Source organism: Halomonas aestuarii, assembly GCF_001886615.1.
GTDB lineage: Bacteria > Pseudomonadota > Gammaproteobacteria > Pseudomonadales > Halomonadaceae > Halomonas > Halomonas aestuarii.
Genome location: NZ_CP018139.1, coordinates 1,407,547 through 1,428,730, shown reverse-complemented (window position 1 = coordinate 1,428,730; position 21,184 = coordinate 1,407,547). Strand labels below are relative to the sequence as shown.

The 21,184-nt window shown below is 69.3% G+C and carries 16 protein-coding genes; 8 read left to right on the top strand and 8 right to left on the bottom strand.

Going from position 1 to position 21,184, the window contains the following annotated elements; all coding sequences use genetic code 11:
* Positions 1-9: 9 nt before the first annotated feature.
* Entirely contained in the window at positions 10-693 is a 684-nt protein-coding gene (locus tag BOX17_RS06530) for an HAD family hydrolase (RefSeq protein ID WP_071942874.1), read from the bottom strand.
* 241 nt (positions 694-934) lie between these two features.
* Here BOX17_RS06530 and BOX17_RS06520 point away from each other — a divergent pair, with 241 nt between their 5' ends.
* From BOX17_RS06520 to BOX17_RS06510, 3 genes are all read left to right on the top strand, one after another.
* Positions 935-1,318, top strand: a complete 384-nt coding sequence (locus tag BOX17_RS06520; protein ID WP_071942870.1) for a DUF6394 family protein — start codon at positions 935-937, stop codon at positions 1,316-1,318.
* 98 nt (positions 1,319-1,416) lie between these two features.
* Entirely contained in the window at positions 1,417-3,111 is a 1,695-nt protein-coding gene (locus BOX17_RS06515) for a potassium channel family protein (protein WP_071946699.1), read from the top strand.
* Positions 3,112-3,238: 127 nt separating this feature from the next.
* On the top strand, positions 3,239-3,814 hold the full coding sequence (locus BOX17_RS06510; protein WP_083582092.1) for a histidine phosphatase family protein: 576 nt from the start codon (positions 3,239-3,241) through the stop codon (positions 3,812-3,814).
* A 90-nt stretch (positions 3,815-3,904) separates the two neighbouring features.
* Here the strand turns inward: BOX17_RS06510 and fba are convergent, their stop codons facing one another.
* The 3 genes from fba to BOX17_RS06495 all read right to left on the bottom strand — a co-directional run bounded on the left by fba (position 3,905) and on the right by BOX17_RS06495 (position 7,324).
* Positions 3,905-4,969 carry a class II fructose-bisphosphate aldolase gene (gene fba / locus BOX17_RS06505; RefSeq protein ID WP_071942866.1) on the bottom strand — a complete coding sequence of 355 codons (1,065 nt, stop codon included), beginning with the start codon at positions 4,967-4,969 and terminating at the stop codon, positions 3,905-3,907.
* A 95-nt stretch (positions 4,970-5,064) separates the two neighbouring features.
* Entirely contained in the window at positions 5,065-6,231 is a 1,167-nt protein-coding gene (locus BOX17_RS06500) for a phosphoglycerate kinase (RefSeq protein ID WP_071942864.1), read from the bottom strand.
* A 37-nt stretch (positions 6,232-6,268) separates the two neighbouring features.
* Complete coding sequence (locus tag BOX17_RS06495; protein ID WP_071942862.1) at positions 6,269-7,324, bottom strand: type I glyceraldehyde-3-phosphate dehydrogenase; 1,056 nt, start codon at positions 7,322-7,324, stop codon at positions 6,269-6,271.
* Between the two features lie 370 nt (positions 7,325-7,694).
* Here BOX17_RS06495 and BOX17_RS06490 point away from each other — a divergent pair, with 370 nt between their 5' ends.
* Positions 7,695-8,747, top strand: coding sequence for a class I fructose-bisphosphate aldolase (locus BOX17_RS06490; RefSeq protein ID WP_071942860.1), 1,053 nt, complete (start codon positions 7,695-7,697; stop codon positions 8,745-8,747).
* A 79-nt stretch (positions 8,748-8,826) separates the two neighbouring features.
* On the opposite strand, the gene tkt is transcribed toward BOX17_RS06490, so the two are convergent.
* Positions 8,827-10,833, bottom strand: coding sequence for a transketolase (gene tkt / locus BOX17_RS06485; RefSeq protein ID WP_071942858.1), 2,007 nt, complete (start codon positions 10,831-10,833; stop codon positions 8,827-8,829).
* Positions 10,834-11,063: 230 nt separating this feature from the next.
* Here tkt and metK point away from each other — a divergent pair, with 230 nt between their 5' ends.
* The 3 genes from metK to ahcY all read left to right on the top strand — a co-directional run bounded on the left by metK (position 11,064) and on the right by ahcY (position 15,592).
* Complete coding sequence (gene metK / locus BOX17_RS06480; RefSeq protein WP_071942856.1) at positions 11,064-12,284, top strand: methionine adenosyltransferase; 1,221 nt, start codon at positions 11,064-11,066, stop codon at positions 12,282-12,284.
* A gap of 90 nt (positions 12,285-12,374) precedes the next feature.
* Positions 12,375-14,117, top strand: a complete 1,743-nt coding sequence (ligB, locus tag BOX17_RS06475) for an NAD-dependent DNA ligase LigB (RefSeq protein ID WP_083582091.1) — start codon at positions 12,375-12,377, stop codon at positions 14,115-14,117.
* Between the two features lie 65 nt (positions 14,118-14,182).
* On the top strand, positions 14,183-15,592 hold the full coding sequence (ahcY, locus tag BOX17_RS06470) for an adenosylhomocysteinase (protein WP_071942854.1): 1,410 nt from the start codon (positions 14,183-14,185) through the stop codon (positions 15,590-15,592).
* A gap of 38 nt (positions 15,593-15,630) precedes the next feature.
* On the opposite strand, the gene BOX17_RS06465 is transcribed toward ahcY, so the two are convergent.
* Positions 15,631-16,566 (bottom strand): AEC family transporter, encoded by a 936-nt coding sequence (locus tag BOX17_RS06465; RefSeq protein ID WP_071942852.1) that lies wholly within the window; start codon positions 16,564-16,566, stop codon positions 15,631-15,633.
* A 138-nt stretch (positions 16,567-16,704) separates the two neighbouring features.
* Here BOX17_RS06465 and metF point away from each other — a divergent pair, with 138 nt between their 5' ends.
* On the top strand, positions 16,705-17,553 hold the full coding sequence (metF, locus tag BOX17_RS06460; protein ID WP_071942850.1) for a methylenetetrahydrofolate reductase [NAD(P)H]: 849 nt from the start codon (positions 16,705-16,707) through the stop codon (positions 17,551-17,553).
* 93 nt (positions 17,554-17,646) lie between these two features.
* Here metF and BOX17_RS06455 read toward each other — a convergent pair whose 3' ends face one another.
* Both BOX17_RS06455 and BOX17_RS06450 read right to left on the bottom strand, forming a co-directional pair.
* A complete protein-coding gene (locus BOX17_RS06455; RefSeq protein ID WP_071942848.1) occupies positions 17,647-19,824 on the bottom strand; it encodes a TRAP transporter permease in 2,178 nt (725 codons plus the stop codon).
* A gap of 95 nt (positions 19,825-19,919) precedes the next feature.
* Positions 19,920-20,903, bottom strand: a complete 984-nt coding sequence (locus BOX17_RS06450) for a TAXI family TRAP transporter solute-binding subunit (protein ID WP_071942846.1) — start codon at positions 20,901-20,903, stop codon at positions 19,920-19,922.
* Positions 20,904-21,184 lie beyond the last annotated feature (281 nt).

Sequence of the window (21,184 nt, the reverse complement as noted above, 5' to 3'; positions counted from 1 at the left end):
GGGGGGATATCAGGCGTGGGCCACCATGGCGCGGCCGCTTTCCAGGTGGGCGATCACCGTGGGCAGCTGGAACATGTTGCTGATCATGATCGCCCCGGGAGGGGTCTCCTCGACGTCGGGGAAGCGGTTGAGGTGGATCACCGTCATCCCGGCGGCCAGGGCGCCCTTGACGCCGACCATGGCGTCATCGATGACCACGCACTCCTCCGGTGCGAAGCCCATCAGGCGGGCGGCATGGTGGAACAGGCAGGGGTCGGGCTTCCAGCACTTGGCCGTGTAGGCGCTGAACAGGTGGTCGCCGAAGATGCCGGAGAGGCCGGTGGCCTCCAGTGAGGTGCGGATCTTGTTCTCCGGGCCGTTGGAGACCACGCCCATGGGATGGCCGACCAGGGCGGCCAGCGCCTCGCTGGCGCCGTCGATCGCGATCAGCTCGCTGGCCAGGCGCCGGTTGAGGTTGGCGCGCATGCGGCACTCGAGGGCGTCGAGCCGCTCGGGATCCACGCAGCCGTGGCGGTGCTCCAGTTCGGCGACGATGTGGCGAAAGCGGGCCCCGCGGAACTCCCCCATGTAGTCGCTCGCCTGGAACGGCAGACCGGCATCGGTCAGGCTGGCGGACATCTCGTCGGCGAGCAGTGGCTCGCTGTCGACCAGGGTGCCGTCACAATCGAAGAGCAGGCAGAGGGGGCGTGCCATCACCGGGCCTCACGATGAATCAGAAAGTTATAAGTTCATTGTTACAGAAGTCAGGGATTCCTGCCCACTAGTAAAGCCCAGTTTCCCCATTTTGTGAACAGTGTTCTTGAATGTTGCGAGCCCGCCGGCGTCAGGGCGTCTCGCCGCCGTCGGCCGGCCGCGGCCCATCATGTCAGTGTCGTTCGCGGTCTCCGCGGGCGCGTGCCTATACTGACGGCGCGTCCCGGCCAGGAGCAGGTTCATGAATCTCGAGCGCGTCGTCTTCGGCTTTTTCATCATCCTTACCCTCAGCCTCAACGCCGCGTTCGTGGCGGGGGGGCTCGAGACGGCCGCCCACCACAACGTCTGGATCCTCACGTTCGCCATCATCGTCAGCCTGGTCGCCATCGGCCTGAAACTGGGGGATCGCTCCCAGACCGGGGCGCTGCTGCTGGCGTCCGGGCTGGTGGCCGGACTCCTGCTGATCACGGCACGCGTCGTCTGGATCGTCGCGGACCCCGTCGGCGGAGGAGGGCCGGGGCCCGGAGACATGGCCGATATCGTCTCGATCGCCACGGGAGCGCTGGTCGCGAATGTCATCGCGACGGTGATCCTGGTCGGCGATACGTTGCTCTCGCGGCGTTGACCGGCGCGCGGGTGGGGCCGGCGTGGCAGCCGCCATCCGGGACAGGCTGAGGGAGGGGTGAACCCGTGACGCAGACCTCCGATCTCGACCGTGTGGCGATGATCGTCCTGCGCTACATGCGCCGGCCGCTGTTCGTGCTGCTGTTCGTCTATTCGGTGGGCATCATGGGCATGGCCCTGATGCCGGGCCAGGTCGTCGACGGTGAGGCGACCCGCATGAATCTCTTCCACGCGTTCTACTTCTTCACCTACACGGCGACCACGACCGGGTTCGGCGAACTGCCGAACGGCTTCAGCGAGGAGCAGCGCCTGTGGACGATCTTCTGTCTCTACACCGGCGTCATCGCGTGGTTCTATGCGATCGGCTCCCTGATTCACCTGGTCCAGAATCCCCACTTCATCCGGGCCATGGATGGCTTCCGGTTCGCCCGCAAGGTCAGACGCAACGCGGACCCCTTCGTGATCCTCTGCGGCTTCGGCGATGCCGGCAGCCTGCTGGCCCGGGGCCTGAGCGACCACCGCATGCGCGCGGTGATCCTCGATGCCGACCCGGAACGCATCAAGGCCCTGGGCGTGCGCGATTATACGGTCGCGATGCCGGGACTCCACGCGGACGCCAGTGCGCCGAAGCATCTCCTGGACGCGGGCGTGAAACACCCGGCATGCCGGGCCCTGGTCGCGCTGACCAACGATGACGACATCAACCTCAAGATCGCGGTGATGGCACGCCACCTCAACCCGCGGCTCCCGGTCATCTGTCGTTCGACTTCGGCCCGCCATGAGGCCAACCTGCGGTCGCTGGACAATGTCACGGTCGTCGATCCGTTCGAGATCTTCGCCCAGCTCGTCTCCCGGGCGATCGCACGCCCGGAGCTTCACAACCTCAATGCCTGGATCGTGGGGGCACGTGGCGTCGAACTCGGGGTGCCGGTGCAGGTGCCGCGGGGCGACTGGATCCTGTGCGGGTATGGACGGATGGGGCACTGGATCCATCGCTACCTCCAGGCCCATGGCGTCGGCGTGCGTATCATTGATCCACAGGCCGACGCCAGCGAGGCCTGGGAAGGGACGGTCATGGTCCAGGCGCACGCCGATCGTTCGGCCCTGCTGTCCGCGTCGATCGACGACGCCGCCGGGGTCATCGCCGCGACGAATCGCGATGCCGACAACCTCAGCACGCTGCTGTCGGTCACGGAACTCAATCCGCAGGCGTTCCGCATCGTGCGCCATAACAGTCACGTGAATCAGGTCGCCTTCGATGCCGCGCGGGCCGACCTGGTCCTTCAGCACAGCCTGACCACGGCGCGCCGGATCCTGAAGCTCTTGATCTCGCCCCTGGTCCAGGAACTGATCGACTGGCTCGCGGAACGCGAACCGGCCCGCACGCAGGCCCTGGTGGCCCGCCTGCAGGCGGCCGTGGGCGCGGCACCTCCCCACCTGTGGTCGATCAGGCTGGTCCCCGGCGAGGCGCCGGCGGTGACCGACTACCTCGCGGCCGGGGAGGACCTGGCCCTGGGGCCGCTGTGCCGCGATGCGCGCTCGTTCCCGGACAGGCTGCCGTGCGAGGCCCTCGCCGTTCACCGGGCAGGGGAATCGATCATGCTGCCGGAGGAGGAATTCCCGCTTCGCCACGGCGACGAGATCCTCTTCTGCGGGGTCCCCTGGTCGGAGTCGATGCTCCAGGCGACCCTCCATAACCCCTATACGCTCCGGTATGTCGTCACGGGCATCGATGCGCCGCGCGGGGTCATATTCACATGGCTTGAAGGCAGGCGCAGGCGGCGTCGCATCTAGCTAGGGCCGGAGGTGCCGACGCGTGTCCCTTCCTTTGGTGGCATACGTCACGGCAGGGGAGGTGCATGGTGGAGCAGGACATTGGTAGGTGGCGGGTCGATCGACTCGCGGGCATCGGGAGAACGTGATGAGACGATATGGACGCGCCGCACTGGCCTGGGTTGGCCTTTGGCTGATGCTGGGGTGCGGCCAGGCGTTGGCCGAGGCAAGCGATGACGCCGCGGCCTGGGCGGCCCTGGCAGATGGCGGCCACGTCGCCCTTATCCGCCATGCCCTGGCCCCCGGCATCGGTGATCCCGCGGAGTTCGTGCTCGGCGACTGTGCGACCCAGCGCAACCTTTCGGACGCCGGGCGCGAGCAGGCACGCCGGCTCGGCGAGCGGTTTCGCGAACGGGGCATCGAGGTCGGCGAGGTGCGCAGCAGCCGCTGGTGTCGCTGCCTCGAGACCGCCCGGCTGCTCGGTCTGGGCGACGTCATCCCCACCCCGGCGCTGGACTCCTTCTTCCGCGATCGTTCGACGGCCGAGCGCCAGACCGCCGAGACCCGCGCCCTGATCGAGGCCTGGAACGGCGAGGGGACCCTGGTGCTGGTCACCCACCAGGTGAACATCACCGCCCTGGTTGGCGGTGGCGTCGGCTCCGGTGAGGTCATCGTGGTCCGCCCGGACGACGCCGGGCTGGTGCGGGTCGGCAGCTTTCGCTGAGGGCGCCATCGGCGCCGCAAGCGACAGGGGCGGCCCGCGGCCGCCCCTGTTGATCCTGGTGGTGATCAAGGCATCGATCCAGCCCCGTGATCACCTCACTTTCGGGTCGAGCTCGCCGCGCTCGTAGCGCAGGAACATCTCCTCGAGGTTGATCGGCTTGATCTTCGAGGCGTTGCCGGCAGTGCCGAAGGCCTCGTAGCGGGCCTTGCAGACCTCCTTCATGGCCGCGGTGCTGGCCTTGAGGAACTTGCGCGGGTCGAACTCGGCCGGGTTCTCGGCCATGAAGCGCCGCACGGCGCCGGTGGAGGCCAGGCGCAGGTCGGTGTCGATGTTGACCTTGCGCACGCCGTGCCGGATGCCCTCGACGATCTCCTCGACCGGCACGCCGTAGGTCTCGGGGATGGCGCCGCCGAACTCGTTGATCACCGCCAGCCACTCCTGGGGCACCGAGGAGGAGCCGTGCATCACCAGGTGGGTCTCCGGGATGCGCGCGTGGATCTCCTTGATGCGCTGGATGGAGAGGGTGTCGCCGGTGGGCGGGCGGGTGAACTTGTAGGCGCCGTGGCTGGTGCCGATGGCGATGGCCAGGGCGTCGACGCCGGTGGCCTTGACGAAGTCGGCGGCCTCTTCCGGGTCGGTGAGCAGCTGCTCCATGTCGAGCTTGCCCTCGGCGCCCACGCCGTCTTCCTCGCCGGCCATGCCGGTCTCCAGGCTGCCGAGGCAGCCTAGCTCGCCCTCGACGGAGACGCCGCAGGCATGGGCCATCTCCACGGTGCGCCGGGTGACGTCGACGTTGTAGTCGTAGCTGGTCGGGGTCTTGCCGTCCTCGCCGAGCGAGCCGTCCATCATCACCGAGGAGAAGCCGAGCTGGATGGAGCGCTGGCAGACGGCCGGGCTGGTGCCGTGGTCCTGGTGCATGACCACCGGGATGTGCGGGAACTCCTCGACGGCGGCCAGGATGAGGTGGCGCAGGAAGGGGGCGCCGGCGTACTTGCGGGCACCGGCGGAGGCCTGGACGATCACCGGGGAGTCGGTCTCGTCGGCGGCTTCCATGATGGCGCGCATCTGCTCGAGGTTGTTGACGTTGAAGGCCGGCACGCCGTAGCCATGCTCGGCGGCGTGGTCCAGCATCTGGCGCATGCTGATCAGTGCCATGGGGTCACCTGTTCTCTGTAGGGGGCTTGTGATGGGGGCATGACGGCGCGGCCGCAACGGCCACGCATGCCCGGGTTCGGGGCGGCGCGCGCGCCTCAGCGGGCGGCGGCGTCTTCCAGGGCCTTCACTGCGGGCAGGGTCTTGCCCTCGACGTACTCGAGGAAGGCGCCGCCGCCGGTGGAGATGTAGGAGACCCGATCCTCGATGCCGTACTTGTCGATGGCCGCGAGGGTGTCGCCGCCGCCGGCGATGGAGAAGCCGTGGCTCTCGGCGATGGCCCGGGACAGCGCCTCGGTGCCCTTGCCGAACTGGTCGATCTCGAACACGCCCACCGGGCCGTTCCACAGGATGGTGCCGGCGTCCTTGAGCAGGCCGCCCAGGCGCCCGGCGGTCTCCGGGCCGATGTCCAGGATCATCTCGTCATCGCTCACTTGGTCGACGGGCTTGACCACCGCCTCGGCGGAATCGGAGAACTCGGTGGCGACCACCACGTCGGTGGGCAGCGGAATCTCTACCCGCGCCATGAGCGCCTTCGCCTTGTCGATCAGGTCGGCCTCGTGCAGCGACTTGCCGACGTTGTAGCCGGCCGCGGCGATGAAGGTGTTGGCGATGCCGCCGCCGACGATCAGTTGGTCGCATTTCTCGGAGAGGGCGTTGAGCACCTCCAGCTTGGTGGAGACCTTGGAGCCCCCGACGATCGCGGCCATCGGGCGCTTCGGGTTGGCGAGCGCCTTCTCCAGGGCCTCGAGCTCGGCGGCCAGCAGGGGGCCGGCGCAGGCGGTGGGGGCGAAGCGCGCCACGCCGTGGGTGGAGGCCTGGGCGCGGTGGGCCGTGCCGAAGGCATCCATCACGTAGACGTCGCACAGGGCGGCGTAGCGTTTCGCGAGGGCCTCGTCGTCCTTCTTCTCGCCGGCGTTGAAGCGCACGTTCTCGAGCAGCACCACCTCGCCGTCGGCCACCTCGACCTCGCCGTCCAGGTAGGCCGTGACCAGGCGCACCGGACGCCCCAGCAGCTCTCCCAGGTGCTCGGCCACCGGGGCCAGCGAGAACTCCTGGGCCGGTTCGCCCTCGGTGGGGCGACCCAGGTGGCTCATCAGCATCACCCGGGCGCCGGCCGCCAGGGCGGCCTGGATGGTCGGGAGGCTGGCCCGCAGGCGGGCATCGCTGGTGACCTTGCCGTGCTTGACGGGTACGTTCAGGTCCTCACGGATCAGCACTCGCTGGCCGCTGAGGTCGAGGTCGGTCATCTTGCGCACGTTCATGGAAGCAGGTTCCTCGTCTGGGAAAGCCGAAGGGATGTCATCTGTCGGGGGCGCCGGTCGGGGCCGGGGGAAGGCGGGCCAGCCGCCGGGTGACGTCGAGCATGCGGCTGGCAAAGCCCCACTCGTTGTCGAACCAGCACAGCAGCTTGACCAGGTGGCCGCCGGCCACCCGGGTCTGGGTGGCGTCCACGATACCGGAGCGCGGATCGTGGTTGAAGTCGACCGAGGCCACCGGCTCCTCGGTGTAGCCGAGCAGCCCCGAGAGCCGCCCGCGGCTCGCCTCGCGCAGCAGGGCGTTGACCTCGTCCACCGTGGTGTCGCGGCGCACGCAGATCGACAGGTCCATGGTCGAGACGTTGATGGTCGGCACCCGCACGTGCAGGCACTCGAAGCGTCCGGCCAGGTGGGGCATCAGGCGGTTGATGCCGAGGGCCAGGCCCGTGTCCACCGGCACGATGGAGTGCATCGCCGAGCGGGTCAGGCGCAGGTCGGTCTGTTGGTAGGCGTCGATCACCGGCTGGTCGTTCATGGCCGAGTGGATGGTGGTGGTGACGCCGTGCTCGATCTGAAGCGCCTCGTCCAGCACGGTGAGCACCGGTATCAGGCAGTTCGTGGTGCAGGAGGCCGCGGAGACGATGCGGCACGCGGCCGTCAGGTCGCCGTCGTTGATGCCGGTGACGATAGTGGCGTCCACGTCGCTCTCGGCGGGCTGGGAGAACAGCAGCCGCCCGGCGCCGGAATCGAGGTGCCGCTGGGCGGTGGCGCGGTCCTTGAAGCTGCCGGAGCACTCGAGCACCAGGTCGATGCCGAGCTCGCCCCAGGGCAGCCTTGAGGGGTCGGGCTCGCAGAGCACCCGGATCGCCCGGCCGTTGACCACCAGCCGGTCGCCCTGGACCTCGACGCTGCCGGGGAAGCGACCGTGGGTAGTGTCGTAGCGGGTCAGGTAGGCGATGGTGGCGAGGTCCGAGAGCTCGTTGATCGCCACGATCTCCACCGCCGGCTCGCCGTGGCGGGCTGCCTCCTGCTCGACCAGGGCGCGCAGCACGCACTGGCCGATGCGGCCGTAACCGTTGATGGCGATGCGAAGGGCCATGATGGTGTGGGGGACTCCGGTGCCGGGAAACAGAATCGGCGATTCTAGCGCATCCGGGCCTTGATCGTCTGCTCCGGGCCCCCACCAGGCGCCAGGCCACCGACGGGCCGGTGAGGGGGAGGGGCCCCTCCGAGGGGCAGGAAGGCCAGCCGTCGAGGGACGCCTCGCCATGCCGGCTGGGGAGTCCTCGCGCGACGGGCATGGGTGAGCCGGGAGGGCCCGAGCTCAAGGCGGCCTGAGCGGGCGCTGACCCGGGAGCGCCTGTCCCCCGGGACGGGCGCGCCCGTTTGCATGCGCGGCGTCCGCTCGGTAGGGTCTTCCGCTACGCTGGGAAGAGCGTATTCACCGTTACCAAGGAGAGGAACACGACATGAACGACATCACCAAGCTGCTGGGCAGCGAGGCCGACAGCCTGCTGGGCCACGTCTGCCGCGGCGTGCCCGCCGAGACGATCCATTCCCCGGGCCCGGATTTCGTCGACCGGGTGATGGCCCAGAGCGACCGCCGTCCCCACGTGCTGCGCAACATGCAGACGATGTTCGACCATGGCCGTCTGGGTGGCACCGGTTATCTGAGCATCCTGCCGGTGGACCAGGGCATCGAGCACTCGGCGGGGGCCTCCTTCGCGCCCAACCCCCGCTACTTCGACCCGGCCAACATCGTCGAGCTGGCCATCGAGGGCGGCTGCAACGCCGTGGCCTCGACCCTCGGCGGGCTCGCCTCGGTGGCGCGCCGCTATGCCCACCGGATCCCCATGATCCTCAAGCTCAACCACAACGAGACGCTGAGCTACCCGGCGATCTTCGACCAGACGCTGTTCGCCCAGGTCGAGCAGGCCTTCGAGATGGGCTGCGTGGCCGTGGGGGCGACCATCTACTTCGGCTCCCACGAGAGCCGTCGCCAGATCACGGAGATCAGCGAGGCCTTCGAGCGCGCCCATGAGCTGGGCATGGTCACCGTGCTCTGGGCCTACCTGCGCAACCCGGCCTTCAAGCACGAGGGCACCGACTACCACGTGGCCGCCGACCTCACCGGCCAGGCCAATCACATGGCGGCCACGCTCAAGGCCGACATCGTCAAGCAGAAGCTGCCCGAGACCAACGCCGGCTACCGCGAGATCGGCTTCGGCCATACCCACGACAAGGTCTACAGCGACCTAACCTCGGACCACCCCATCGACCTGGCGCGCTACCAGGTGGCCAACTGCTACCTGGGTCGCGCCGGCCTGATCAACTCCGGCGGCGGCGCCAAGGGCGCCACCGACCTCGGCGAGGCGGTGCGCACGGCGGTGATCAACAAGCGGGCCGGCGGCATGGGGCTGATCTCCGGGCGCAAGGCGTTCCAGAAGCCCATGGCCGAGGGCGTCGAGCTGCTCAACGCCATCCAGGACGTCTACCTGTCCCCGGAGGTGGCCCTCGCCTGAGACGGCCAACCTCCCCAACGACAGCGGGCCCGGCATCTGCCGGGCCCGCTGCGTTCTGGGCGTCGCCTGCCGGGCAGGATCAGTCCAGCAGGGCCGTGGCCTGCTCGACCACGTGGTCCACGGTGAAGCCGAAGTGCTTGAACAGGTCGCCGGCCGGGGCGGACTCGCCGAAGCTGGCCATGCCGACGATGGCGCCGTTCAGGCCCACGTACTTGTACCAGAAGTCGCGGTGGCCGGCCTCGATGGCCAGACGCGCGGTGACGCCGGCGGGCAGCACGGCCTCGCGGTAGGCGGCGTCCTCGCGGTCGAAGGCATCGGTGGAGGGCATGGAGACCACGCGCACCGCGCGTCCCTGCTCCTCGAGCACCGCGGCGGCCTCCATGGCCAGGCCGACCTCGGAGCCGGTGGCGATCAGGATAAGGTCAGGTGTCACCACCTCGTCCTTGAGGATGCTCTCTTTCAGTACATAACCACCGCGCTGGATGTCGGCCAGCTGCTGCTTGCTGCGCGCCTGGTGGGGCAGGCCCTGGCGGGAGAAGACCAGGGCGGTGGGGCCGGAGCGGCGCTTGAGGGCGGCATTCCAGGCCGCGGCGGTCTCCACGGCGTCGCAGGGGCGCCATGTGGCGAGGTTGGGCGTGGAGCGCAGGGCGGTCAGCTGCTCGATCGGCTGGTGGGTCGGGCCGTCCTCGCCCAGGCCGATGGAGTCATGGGTGAACACGTGGATGGCCTGCTGCTTCATCAGCGCGGCCATGCGCACGGCGTTGCGCATGTATTCCGAGAAGATCAGGAAGGTCGCGCCGTAGGGCACGAAGCCGCCATGCAGGGCGATGCCGTTCATGATGGCGGCCATGCCGAACTCCCGCACGCCGTAGTGCAGGTAGTTGCCGCCGGGCGCGTCGGGGCTGATCGCCTGGGCGCCCTTCCAGAAGGTCAGGTTGGAGGGGGCCAGGTCGGCACTGCCGCCGAGCAGCTCCGGCAGCTGGGGGCCGAGCTCGTTGAGGCAGGCCAGGGACGCCTTGCGGCTGGCGACGCTCTCGCCCTTCGCCTGGGCCTCCTCGACCATCGCCTCGCCGGTCAGCTCCAGCGGCAGCTCGCCCTTGAGACGGCGCTGCAACTCCCTGGCCTCCTCGGGGAAGGCCTCGGCGTAGCGGTCGAACCGCGCCTGCCAGGCGTCCTGGCGGGCCTGGCCGGCCTCGGTGGCGTCCCAGCCCTGGTAGATCTCCTCGGGCACGTGGAAGGGCGGGTAGGGCCAGTCAAGCTGCTTGCGGGCGGCGGCGACTTCCTCCTCGCCCAGCGCCGCGCCGTGGCACTCCTCCTTGCCCTGCTTGTTGGGGGCGCCGAAGCCGATGATGGTCTTGCAGATGATCAGGCTGGGCCTGTCGTCGTGGCTCTTCGCCAGCTCGATGGCGGCCTTGATCTCCTCGGGCTTGTGGCCGTCGACGTTGGGCACCACGTGCCAGCCATAGCTCTCGAAGCGCTTGGCGGTGTCGTCGGTGAACCAGCCTTCCACCTCGCCGTCGATGGAGATGCCGTTGTCGTCATAGAAGGTGATCAGCTTGCCCAGGCCCTGGGTGCCGGCCAGCGAGCAGACCTCGTGGGAGACCCCCTCCATCAGGCAGCCGTCGCCGACAAAACACCAGGTGTGGTGATCGACGACGGTATGGCCGGGACGGTTGAACTGCGCCGCCAGGGTGCGCTCGGCCAGGGCCATGCCCACGGCGTTGGCCAGGCCCTGGCCCAGCGGGCCGGTGGTGGTCTCGATGCCCGGCGTGTAGCCGTACTCCGGGTGGCCGGGGGTCTTGGAGTGCAGCTGGCGGAAGTTCTGCAGCTGCTCGAGGTCCAGGTCGTAGCCGGTGAGGTGCAGCAGGGAGTAGACCAGCATCGAGCCGTGGCCGTTGGAGAGCACGAAGCGGTCCCGGTCGGGCCAGTGCGGGTCGGCCGGGTTGTGGACGAGGTAGTCGTTCCACAGCACCTCGGCGATGTCGGCCATGCCCATGGGCGCGCCGGGATGGCCGGAGTTGGCCTTCTGGACGGCGTCCATGGACAGGGCACGTATGGCGTTGGCCAGTTCGAAACGGGACGGCATGGGAGCTCCTCGCCTGCGGCAGAATGGTGTACACGACACGGTCGGGCCAGGGGGAGTGGCCGGACGTGGCTTCTGGCTGGGTGACGCCGCGGGACGGGGCGGCGCGGTCGAATTCGGGCGGCCATTGTCGCCGACTTCCCGCCCTGCTTCAAATCGCGGATGCCCGTGAGAGCCGCAGCGTGTAGACTTCGCGACTGCCTATTGCCGATATCAAGAGGGCCGAGGACGCCATGAGCGAATACTCCCTGTTCACCTCCGAGTCCGTGTCCGAAGGGCATCCGGACAAGATCGCCGACCAGATCTCCGATGCGGTGCTCGATGCCATCATCGCCCGGGACAAGAACGCCCGGGTGGCCTGCGAGACGCTGGTCAAGACAGGCGTGGCCATCGTGGCCGGCGAGATCACCACCTCGGCCTGGGTCGACCTCGAGACCCTGGTGCGCGAGGTGATCACCGGCATCGGCTATACCTCCTCGGACGTGGGCTTCGACGGCCAGACCTGCGGCGTGCTCAACCTGATCGGCAAGCAGAGCGTGGACATCGCCCAGGGCGTCGACCGCCGCAAGCCCGAGGACCAGGGAGCCGGCGACCAGGGCCTGATGTTCGGCTACGCCACCAACGAGACCGACTCCTACATGCCGGCGCCGATCCACTATGCCCACCGGCTGGTGGAGCGCCAGGCCGAGCTCCGCCGTCATGGCCTGCTGCCCTGGCTGCGCCCGGACGCCAAGAGCCAGCTCACCTTCCGCTACGACGAGGCCGGCAAGCCCTGCGCCGTGGATGCGGTGGTGCTCTCCACCCAGCATGACCCGGAGATCGACCAGGAGGAGCTGCGCCTGATGGTCCGCCGCGAGATCATCGAGCAGGTGATCCCCGCCGAGTGGCTGACCGCGACCACCCAGTACCACATCAACCCCACCGGCAAGTTCGTGATCGGCGGCCCGGTGGGCGACTGCGGCCTGACCGGGCGCAAGATCATCGTCGACACCTACGGCGGCATGGCCCGCCACGGCGGTGGCGCCTTCTCCGGCAAGGATCCCTCCAAGGTCGACCGCAGCGCCGCCTATGCCGGCCGCTATGTCGCCAAGAACCTGGTCGCCGCGGGGCTCGCCGACAAGTGCGAGATCCAGGTCTCCTACGCCATCGGCGTGGCCGAGCCCACCTCGGTCTCCGTCAACACCTTCGGCACCGGCCGGGTGGATGACGCCCGGATCATCGCGCTGGTACGCGAGCACTTCGACCTGCGGCCCAACGCCATCACCCGCATGCTCGACCTGCTGCACCCCATGTACCAGCTGACCGCGGCCTACGGCCACTTCGGTCGCGAGCCCTTCGAGGCGAGCTACCGCTGGACCGATACCGAGGGCCACGAGCACACCGAGACCTTCACGGCCTTCCCCTGGGAGAAGACCGACCGGGCCGCCGCCCTGCGCCAGGCCGCCGGCCTGTAGGCGATCGCCTACAGGCGATGACGGGCCCCGCTGGCAGCGCCAGGCGGGGCCCGTTGCTATGGTCAAGGCAGTTCACCCGCGGGAGCTGCCATGACACCCCGAGCCCTGGCCGTTGGACTCCTGGCCCTCTCGATCATCGGGTCCCTGACCCTGGCTCCGTTCCTCTGGAGCTCGCTGGTCCGGGCCGCGAGCTGTCCCGCCGGGGCCGACGTGCCCTCCGAGTCCGAGGTCGTCGCCCTGGCCCGACGGCTGGCCGAGTGGGACGACGCCTACTATCGTCGCGGCGAGTCTCCGGTCAGCGACGCCATCTACGACCAGGCACGCCGGCAGTTCGAGACCTGGCAGCGCTGCCTTCCGGACAGGGGCGAGGCGGACGGGCACGACCGCTCGCCCCCCGCCGGCCCCGTCCCTCATCCCGTGGCCCAGACGGGGCTTGCCAAGCTCGAGGATGAGGACGCGGTGCGCCGCTGGCTGGCGCGGCGAGACGAGGTGTGGGTGCAGCCCAAGGTGGACGGCGTGGCGGTGACCCTGATCTACCGGGACGGTTGGCTGGTGCGGGCGATCAGCCGCGGCGACGGCCGCCATGGCCAGGACTGGACGCCGGCGGTGAGGCGCATGGCCGCCGTGCCATCGCGGCTGCCGGGTCGGCTGGATGCGCTGCTCCAGGGCGAGCTCCATCTGCGCCTGGACGATCATGTCCAGGCCGAGGCGGGCAGTGCCGGGGCGCGCAGCGAGGTGGCCGGGCTGCTGGCACGGGAGACGCTGACCGTCGAGGCGGCGACGCGCATCGGGTTCTTCGTCTGGGACTGGCCGGACGGCCCGCCCGCCATGCGCCAGCGGCTCGAGGGGCTGGCACGGCTGGGCTTCACCGAGGCCGTCGCGCTGACCCATCGGGTCGAGACGCTGGACGAGGTCAGACGCTGGCGGGAGCGGTGGTATCGCGGACCGCTGCCCTTCGCCACCGATGGCGTGGTGCTCCGACAGGGAGGTCGCCCGTCGGGAGAGCAATGGCAGGCCGAGCCGCCGGATTGGGCCGCGGCCTGGAAGCATCCGCCCCGGGAGGCCCTGGCCGAGGTGCGCGGCGTCGAGTTCCGCATCGGGCGCACCGGCCGCATCACCCCGCTGCTGCACCTGAGGCCCGTCGTGCTGGATGGCCGGGTGATCCGTCGGGTCAGCGTCGGCTCGCTGGAGCACTGGCGCGAGCAGGACATCCGCCCCGGGGATCGGGTGGCCATCGCCCTGGCCGGCCTGACCATCCCCCGGCTGGAGGGCGTGGTGTGGCGGGCCACCCGGCGGCCGCACCTCTCCGTGCCCCTGGCGGAGGACTACCACCCGCTGAGCTGCTTCCGGCCCACGCCGGGGTGCGAGGGGCAGTTCATCGAGCGCCTCGCCTGGCTGGGCGGCCCCGAGGGGCTTGACCTGCCCGGGGTAGGGCCCGGCACCTGGGCCGCGCTGGTCGAGGCGCGGCGGGTGGAGGACCTGCTGGGCTGGATGGACCTTCCGGCGGGCGAGCTTCGCCGGGTCCCGGGCATCGGCCAGGCGCGCGCGGACCGACTGGTGGAGACCTTCGCGCTAGCGCGCCGCCGCCCCTTCGCCGACTGGCTGGCGGCCCTGGGGGCGCCGCCTGGGGCGGCGTCGGGCGTCGAGGCCCTGGGCGAGACGAGTGACGAGGCGTGGTCACGGCTGGCCGGGTGGGAAGCGCCGCGTTGGGGGGCCCTGCCGGGCATCGGGCCTACGCGCGCCGGCGACCTGGTGGCCTTCTTCGCCCATCCCGAGGTCGAGGCCCTGGCGGCACGGCTGGGCGCGCGGGGGATCGAGGGCTTCGCGCGTTGATTGTCGGCCGTCGGCTTCCCCGCCTATAGTGAGGGTCACGCTTTTCCCCGGGAAAGAGGTGACGCATGAACCACCCCGCCGTATCCGCCCCCGTCGACGCCGACAGCAAGGTCGCCGACCTCTCGCTGGCCGACTGGGGACGTCGCGAGATCCGCATCGCCGAGACCGAGATGCCGGCGCTGATGACCATCCGCGACAAGTACCGCGACCAGCAGCCGCTGGCCGGCGCCCGTATCGCGGGCTGCATCCACATGACCATCCAGACCGCGGTGCTGATCGAGACCCTGGTGGACCTCGGGGCCACGGTGCGCTGGTCATCCTGCAACATCTTCTCCACCCAGGACCATGCCGCCGCCGCCATCGCCGCCGCGGGCATCCCGGTGTTCGCCTGGAAGGGCGAGACGGAGGAGGAGTTCTGGTGGTGCATCGAGCAGACCGTGGAGGGCCCCGACGGCTGGACGCCCAACCTGGTGCTCGACGACGGCGGCGACCTGACGGCCCTGCTCCACGAGAAGCGCCCGGAACTGCTCGACGCCGTCCACGGCATCTCCGAGGAGACCACCACCGGGGTGCACCGGCTGCAGGAGATGCTGCGCGACGGCCTGCTGAGAGTACCGGCGATCAACGTCAACGATGCCGTCACCAAGTCCAAGAACGACAACAAGTACGGCTGCCGCCACTCGCTCAACGACGCCATCAAGCGCGCCACCGACCACCTGCTGGCCGGCAAGCAGGCCCTGGTGGTGGGCTACGGCGACGTGGGCAAGGGCTCGGCCGCCTCGCTGCGCCAGGAAGGCATGATCGTGCGGATCGTGGAGATCGACCCGATCTGCGCCATGCAGGCCTGCATGGACGGCTTCGAGGTGGTCTCCCCCTACCGGGCGGGGGTCAACCGGGGGGCGGAGAGCATCGACCACGACCTGCTCGCGCGCATCGACCTGGTGGTGACGGCCACCGGCAACATCCACGCCTGCGATTCGGCCATGCTCCAGGCCCTGAAGCCCGGCGCCGTGGTCTGCAACATCGGCCACTTCGACAGCGAGATCGACACCGCCTTCATGCGTCGCCACTGGCACTGGGAGGAGGTGAAGCCCCAGGTGCACCAGATCTATCGCGACAGCAAGCCGGGCCAGTTCGACCCCGACAGCCGCGACTACCTGATCCTGCTCTCCGAGGGGCGCCTGGTGAACCTGGGCAACGCCACCGGCCACCCCTCCCGGGTGATGGACGGCTCCTTCGCCAACCAGGTGCTGGCGCAGATCCACCTCTATGAGGGCCGCTTCGCCGAGTTGCCAGAGGGCGACCAGCGCGATGCCCTCGGCGTGTCGGTGCTGCCGCGCCAGCTCGACGAGGAGGTGGCCCGCTACATGGTCGAGGGGTTCGGCGGAGTGGTCACCCGGCTGACCGAGGAGCAGGCCGACTACACCGGCGTCGCCGTCGACGGGCCCTACAAGCCCGACGCCTACCGGTACTGAGCGGGGCATGGCGCGCCGCCGAATCCGGCGGCGTCTGTCTATAGCCCGGCGATCCGCATCATGCCGCCCAGCAAGAGCGGGATCAGCAGCGGGGTGGCCAGGGTGGTGATCAGCACCGCCAGGGCCCCCTTCTCCGGGGCGATGCCGAGTTCCATGGCCACCACCACCACGTTGGCGGCCATCGGCACCACCCCGATCAGCAGCAGCGCCAGGGCCAGCTCATCGGGCAGTGGGTAGAGGGCCTGCAGGCCCAGCACGCCGGCCAGTGCCAGAACCGGCCAGAACCCGAAACGGATCGCCACGCAGGCGCCGATGAAGCGCAGGTCCACCTCCCTCACGCTGACCCGTCCCAGGGTCATGCCGATGATCATCATGCCCAGCAGGGTATAGGTGGCCGGAAAGACCGCCAGCCCTTCCATCACCGCCTCCGGCGGCGCGATGTCCACCCCGCTCACCAGCAGGGCCGCCAGGAAGGCGTAGACCAGCGGCAGCCGGGCGATCCTGGCCAGGCTCTGGCGTACCGAGAACTGCCCCCGGGCGCTCAGGTAGAAGCCCACCGTGAACTCGTAGAGGGTCACGCCCAGCGCGCAGAAGAGATAGAGCGTCACGCCCTCCGGCGGCAGCAGCACCAGGGCCACCGGCAGGCCGAAGTAGCCGGAATTGCCGGTGCCGGCGGAGAAGGCCAGCAGGGCGGCCTCCTGGGGCGCGAAGCCCCGCCGGGCCAGCCGGTGGATGACCAGGGCGATCAGGCTGGCAACGGTGAACAGTGCACCGGTGAGCAGCAGGTAGCTGGGCGTGGGGCCTCCCAGCACCAGGGCGCGAAAGAAGGTGATCGGCGCGACCAGGTAGATCAGCAGGGTGGCGACGGGACGCGGGTCCACCGCCAGGCGGCGCGCGGCCAGCCAGCCCAGGCCGATGTAGGCGAGCAGGGTCCAGAGGGGGCCCATCAGGGTGCCCGGGTCGATCGACGTCATGTCCTTCCTTGGCTTGGGGGCGGACGGTGCGGCGCTGCATGAGCAGGATCGATGCAGCATCGCGCATCTTTCATTGGTTCTTGGCGCGGCCAGGCGTCAGAATAGCGGCAATATGCACCGATTTCATGAGGCAGGCCGATGAGCACGCAGGAACATCCGCTGGGGATCAGCTTCGAGTTCTTTCCGCCCAATACCGACGCCGGGCGCGAGAAGCTGGTCGGCGTCCGCGACGCCCTGGCCAGCCGCTCCCCGCGCTTCTTCTCGGTCACCTACGGCGCCGGGGGCTCCACCCAGGACCGCACCCTGAACACCGTGCGGATGGTGCGTGAGTCGGGCGTCACCACCGCCCCTCACCTCTCCTGCATCGGCAGCGACAAGGGCGAGCTGCGCGAGCTGCTCTCCCGCTACCGGGAGGACGGCATCGACAGCCTGGTGGCCCTGCGCGGCGACCTGCCCTCCGGCATGGGCGGGGGCGGCGTCGGCCAGCTGCGCTACGCCAACGAACTGGTCGAGTTCATCCGCGAGGAGACCGGCAACCATTTCGAGATCGCCGTGGCCGCCTACCCGGAGTCCCACCCCCAGGCGCCGAACTTCGAGCGCGACCTGGAGAACTTCGCCCGCAAGATGAAGGCCGGCGCCGACATCGCCATCACCCAGTACTTCTTCAGCGCCGAGGCCTACTTCCACTTCGTCGAGCGGGCCCGCGCCCTGGGCGTCGAGGCGCCCATCGTGCCGGGCATCATGCCGATCACCAACTACACCAAGCTGGCGCGCTTCTCGGATGCCTGCGGGGCGGAGATCCCGCGCTGGATCCGCAAGCAGCTCGAGGCCTACGGCGACGACAGCGAGGCGATCGCCGCCTTCGGCGAGGAGGTGATCTCGCGCCTCTGCCAGCGCCTGCTGGACGGCGGCGCCCCGGGGCTGCACTTCTACACGCTCAACCAGTCCGCTCCCTGCCTGCGCATCCTCGACAACATCACCGGCTGAGCCCCCTTCTCTCGGGTCGGCACGAAAAGGGCCCCGCCAGTGGCGGGGCCCTTTGCATGGTGCTTCCTTCATGGTCCGTGACAGGGTGGAGGATCAGCCGGAGGTCACTGGCTTTCCCTCGCCCCCGGGGCGGCCGCGCTGCATCACGAACATCAGGGCGCCGATGACCAGCCCCGCGATGTCCGAGTAGATGCCGCCGTAGATCATGCAGACGGCGCCGATCAGCATCACCAGTCGTTGCCAGGCCTTGACCGGCCCGAAGAACCACGCCTGCACGGTGGCCGCCAGCATCACGATGCCCAGGGTGGCGGTCACGCCCACGCGCAGGATCTGCATCGCGCTGCCCTCCATCAGCATGGCCGGGCTGTAGAAGAACATGAAGGGCACGATGAAGGCCGCCAGGCCGATCTTGAACGAGGCCACCGAGGTGCCCATGGCGTTGTCGCCGGAGATGCCCGCCGCCGCATAGGAGGCCAGCGCCACCGGCGGGGTGATCGCCGAGACCACCGCGAAGTAGAACACGAAGAAGTGCGCCACCAGCGGCTGGATGCCTATGTTGATCAGGCCCGGGGCGACCACCGACGCCGCCACCGCATAGGCGGCGGTGGTCGGCATGCCCATGCCCAGCAGGATCGAGATGAGCATGGCGAAGATCAGCGCCAGCAGCTGGCTGACGCCGGCCAGGCCCAGCAGCAGCGAGGAGAAGCGGGCGCCGACGCCGGTCAGCGAGATCACGCCGACGATCAGGCCGGCGCAGGCGCAGACGGCGATGATCTGGATCGCCATGGTGCCGGCCAGCTGCAGCGCCCGGAGGATGGCGGGGATGCCCATCTTGTGGGGCGAGAGCCAGCTCACGATGGCCGCGGAGGCGGTGGCCAGGGTGCCGGCGCGGATCACCGAGTAGCCCATGAAGAGCGCGGCGATGAGGATGATGATCGGCGCGAAGAGGTAGACCTGCTTGACCAGCTTCGAGAACAGCGGGATCTCCTCCTTGCGCATGCCGCGCATGCCCTTGCGGGCTGCCTCGAAGTCCACCATGAAGTAGATCGAGGCGAAGTAGAGGATGGCGGGGATCAGCGCCGCCACGGCGATCTCGGTGTAGGGGATGCCGGTGATCTCGGCCATGATGAAGGCGCCGGCGCCCATGATCGGCGGCATGATCTGCCCGCCGGTGGAGGCGGCGGCCTCGATGGCCCCGGCGCTCCGGGCCGGGTAGCCGACCTTCTTCATCAGCGGGATGGTCAGCGAGCCGGTGGAGACCACGTTGCCGGCGCTGGTGCCGTTGATCATGCCCATCAGGCCCGAGGCGAAGATCGAGACCTTGGCGGGGCCGCCCCGGGCCCGGCCGGCGGCGGCGAAGGCGAAGTTGACGAAGTAGTCCCCCACCTTCGAGGCCTGCAGGAAGGCGGCGAAGATGATGAACAGGATGATGTAGGTCGAGGAGACCGCGGTGGTCGGCCCGAGGATGCCGGCGTCGGTATAGACCTGGCTGAAGAAGCGTCCCACCGAGAGCCCGGGGTAGCCGAGGAAGCCCGGCAGGTAGGGGCCGGCGAAGACGTAGACCAGGAAGATGGCGGAGATCACCACCAGCGCCAGGCCGGCGACGCGGCGGGTCAGCTCGAGGATCAGCAGCGAGCCGGCGATGGCGGCGTAGGAGATGCCCATGGGCGCGAACGAGGTGCCGGTGGCGGCGCGCAGCGGGCTGTTGAACATCACCAGCAGGTAGCCCGCCACGGCCAGGGAGCAGACCATCAGCACCAGGTCGGCCGGCGACAGACGCTGGCGGACCTGGCGATAGCTCCAGGAGAGCAGGATGCCGGCCACGGTGGCCAGTATCAGCGGGTAGCCGTAATGCCAGGCCTCGATCTCCGGGGCGATGCGCATGGCGCCGCCGCTCATCGCCTGGTACATCATCACCACTCGCACCAGGGCGTAGACGGCCGGGATCAGCAGGGCATAGCTCACCCAGGCGAGCCAGGTGGCGGAGCGGCGATGGTCCTCGTCGGCGAAGCGGGTGCCGGCATAGAGGCCATAGCCGAGAATCAGGGCACCGGCGATGTGCACGATGCGAAACGACCAGGTCTCCAGCGGATAGACGTTCAGCGAGACCAGGTGGAAAGCGGAGTAGGCGATGGCCAGGGCGCCGAACAGCAGCCACTGCCAGCCGGTATAGAGTCGGCGATTGGACTCCACCGCGGCGTCGTCGACGCCCTCGGCGACGACGGCCTCGACCGTGTCGTCTTCCGGGCGAGGATCGGGGGTATGGGACATGGGAGACACCCTTGAAGGCATGACGGAGGAGCTGGGAAGCGGCCCCGCACCGCCCTCTCGAGGCGCGGTGCGGGGCCGACGGTCAGGTCAACGGATTACAGCTGCTGGGCGTCCGGGATCTCGTAGCCGTTTTCCTCGTACCAGCGCACGGCACCCGGGTGGAACGGCAGCACGGTGTTGTACTTGATGTTCTCCGGAATGGAGGTGGCGGCGCTGCGGTGGACGTCGCGCATGCGGTCGTTGTTCTCCATGGTCAGCTTGGTGACCTCGTAGACGAAGTCTTCCGGCAGGTCACAGCCGGCGATGGAGAAGTTCCACATGGAGACGGCCCGCGCATCCTCCTCGAGGGTCTCGTAGGTGCTGGCCGGGATCTGGAACTCGGAGACCGGGAAGTTCTCGAGCACCGTGGCCTGCTCCTCCTCGGTGAACTCGATGATGTTCACGTCGGTCTGCACCTCGAGCTGGCTGACGGCCGGGATCGGGATGCCGGCGGCGAAGGCGATGACGTCGATCAGGCCGTCCTGCAGCTGGCCGCCCAGGTCGGACCAGCCCCCGTTGCGACGATCGAAGTCCACACCCAGCTCCTCCAGGATGGCCGGGAAGTAGGTGTCGGAGGTGGAGGCCGCCGGGCCGAAGCCGACCCGCGCGCCATCGGGGATGTCGGAGATCGAGGTGATGCCGCTGCCGGACAGGGCGGTGATGGAGAACGGGGTCTCGTACATCGGGAAGAGGGCACAGACGTTGTCCATGGCCACGCCCGGGGCGAGGGGGCTCTTGCCGGAGACGGCGTCGGAGGCCGGGCCCATGGTGGCCAGGCCGAAGGCCACGTCACCGCCGTGCACCAGGGCCAGGTTCTGGGTCGGGCCGCCGGTGACCTCGCCCCCGCCGGAGACGCCGAGCTCGTCGGCGATCAGGTTGGCCCAGCCGGAGCCGTACACGAAGTAGGTGCCGCCCTGGCTGGCGGTGCCCACGGTGAAGCTCTCCGGCCATTCGGAGCGGTCGGCCTGGGCGCCGCCGGCGGCGATCATCAGGGTGCCGGCCAGGGTGCCGGTGAGGATCCGTGAGGTTGCGTTGCGCATGGCGTCTCTCCTGTCTGCGGTTGTGCTCTTGTGTTTGTGCTCATGTGGAAGGTCCGGGGGCTTCCCCGCTGCATGCCGTCGACGCGTGAGGTTCGGCCGATGAAGGCGCCGGCCGGGTTCCGGGTCGTGGTGGCATCCACACCCCCTGAAATAGCAAGGCCCGTGCCCGTTTCCAGAAAATTTCCATTGATCAATATGTTGCCGCCATATCGTTCGACCTTGGTCGAAGAGTCGGTGGTGGCCAGGGGCCGGGATTCCGCACGGGGCGGATGGGAGGGCGT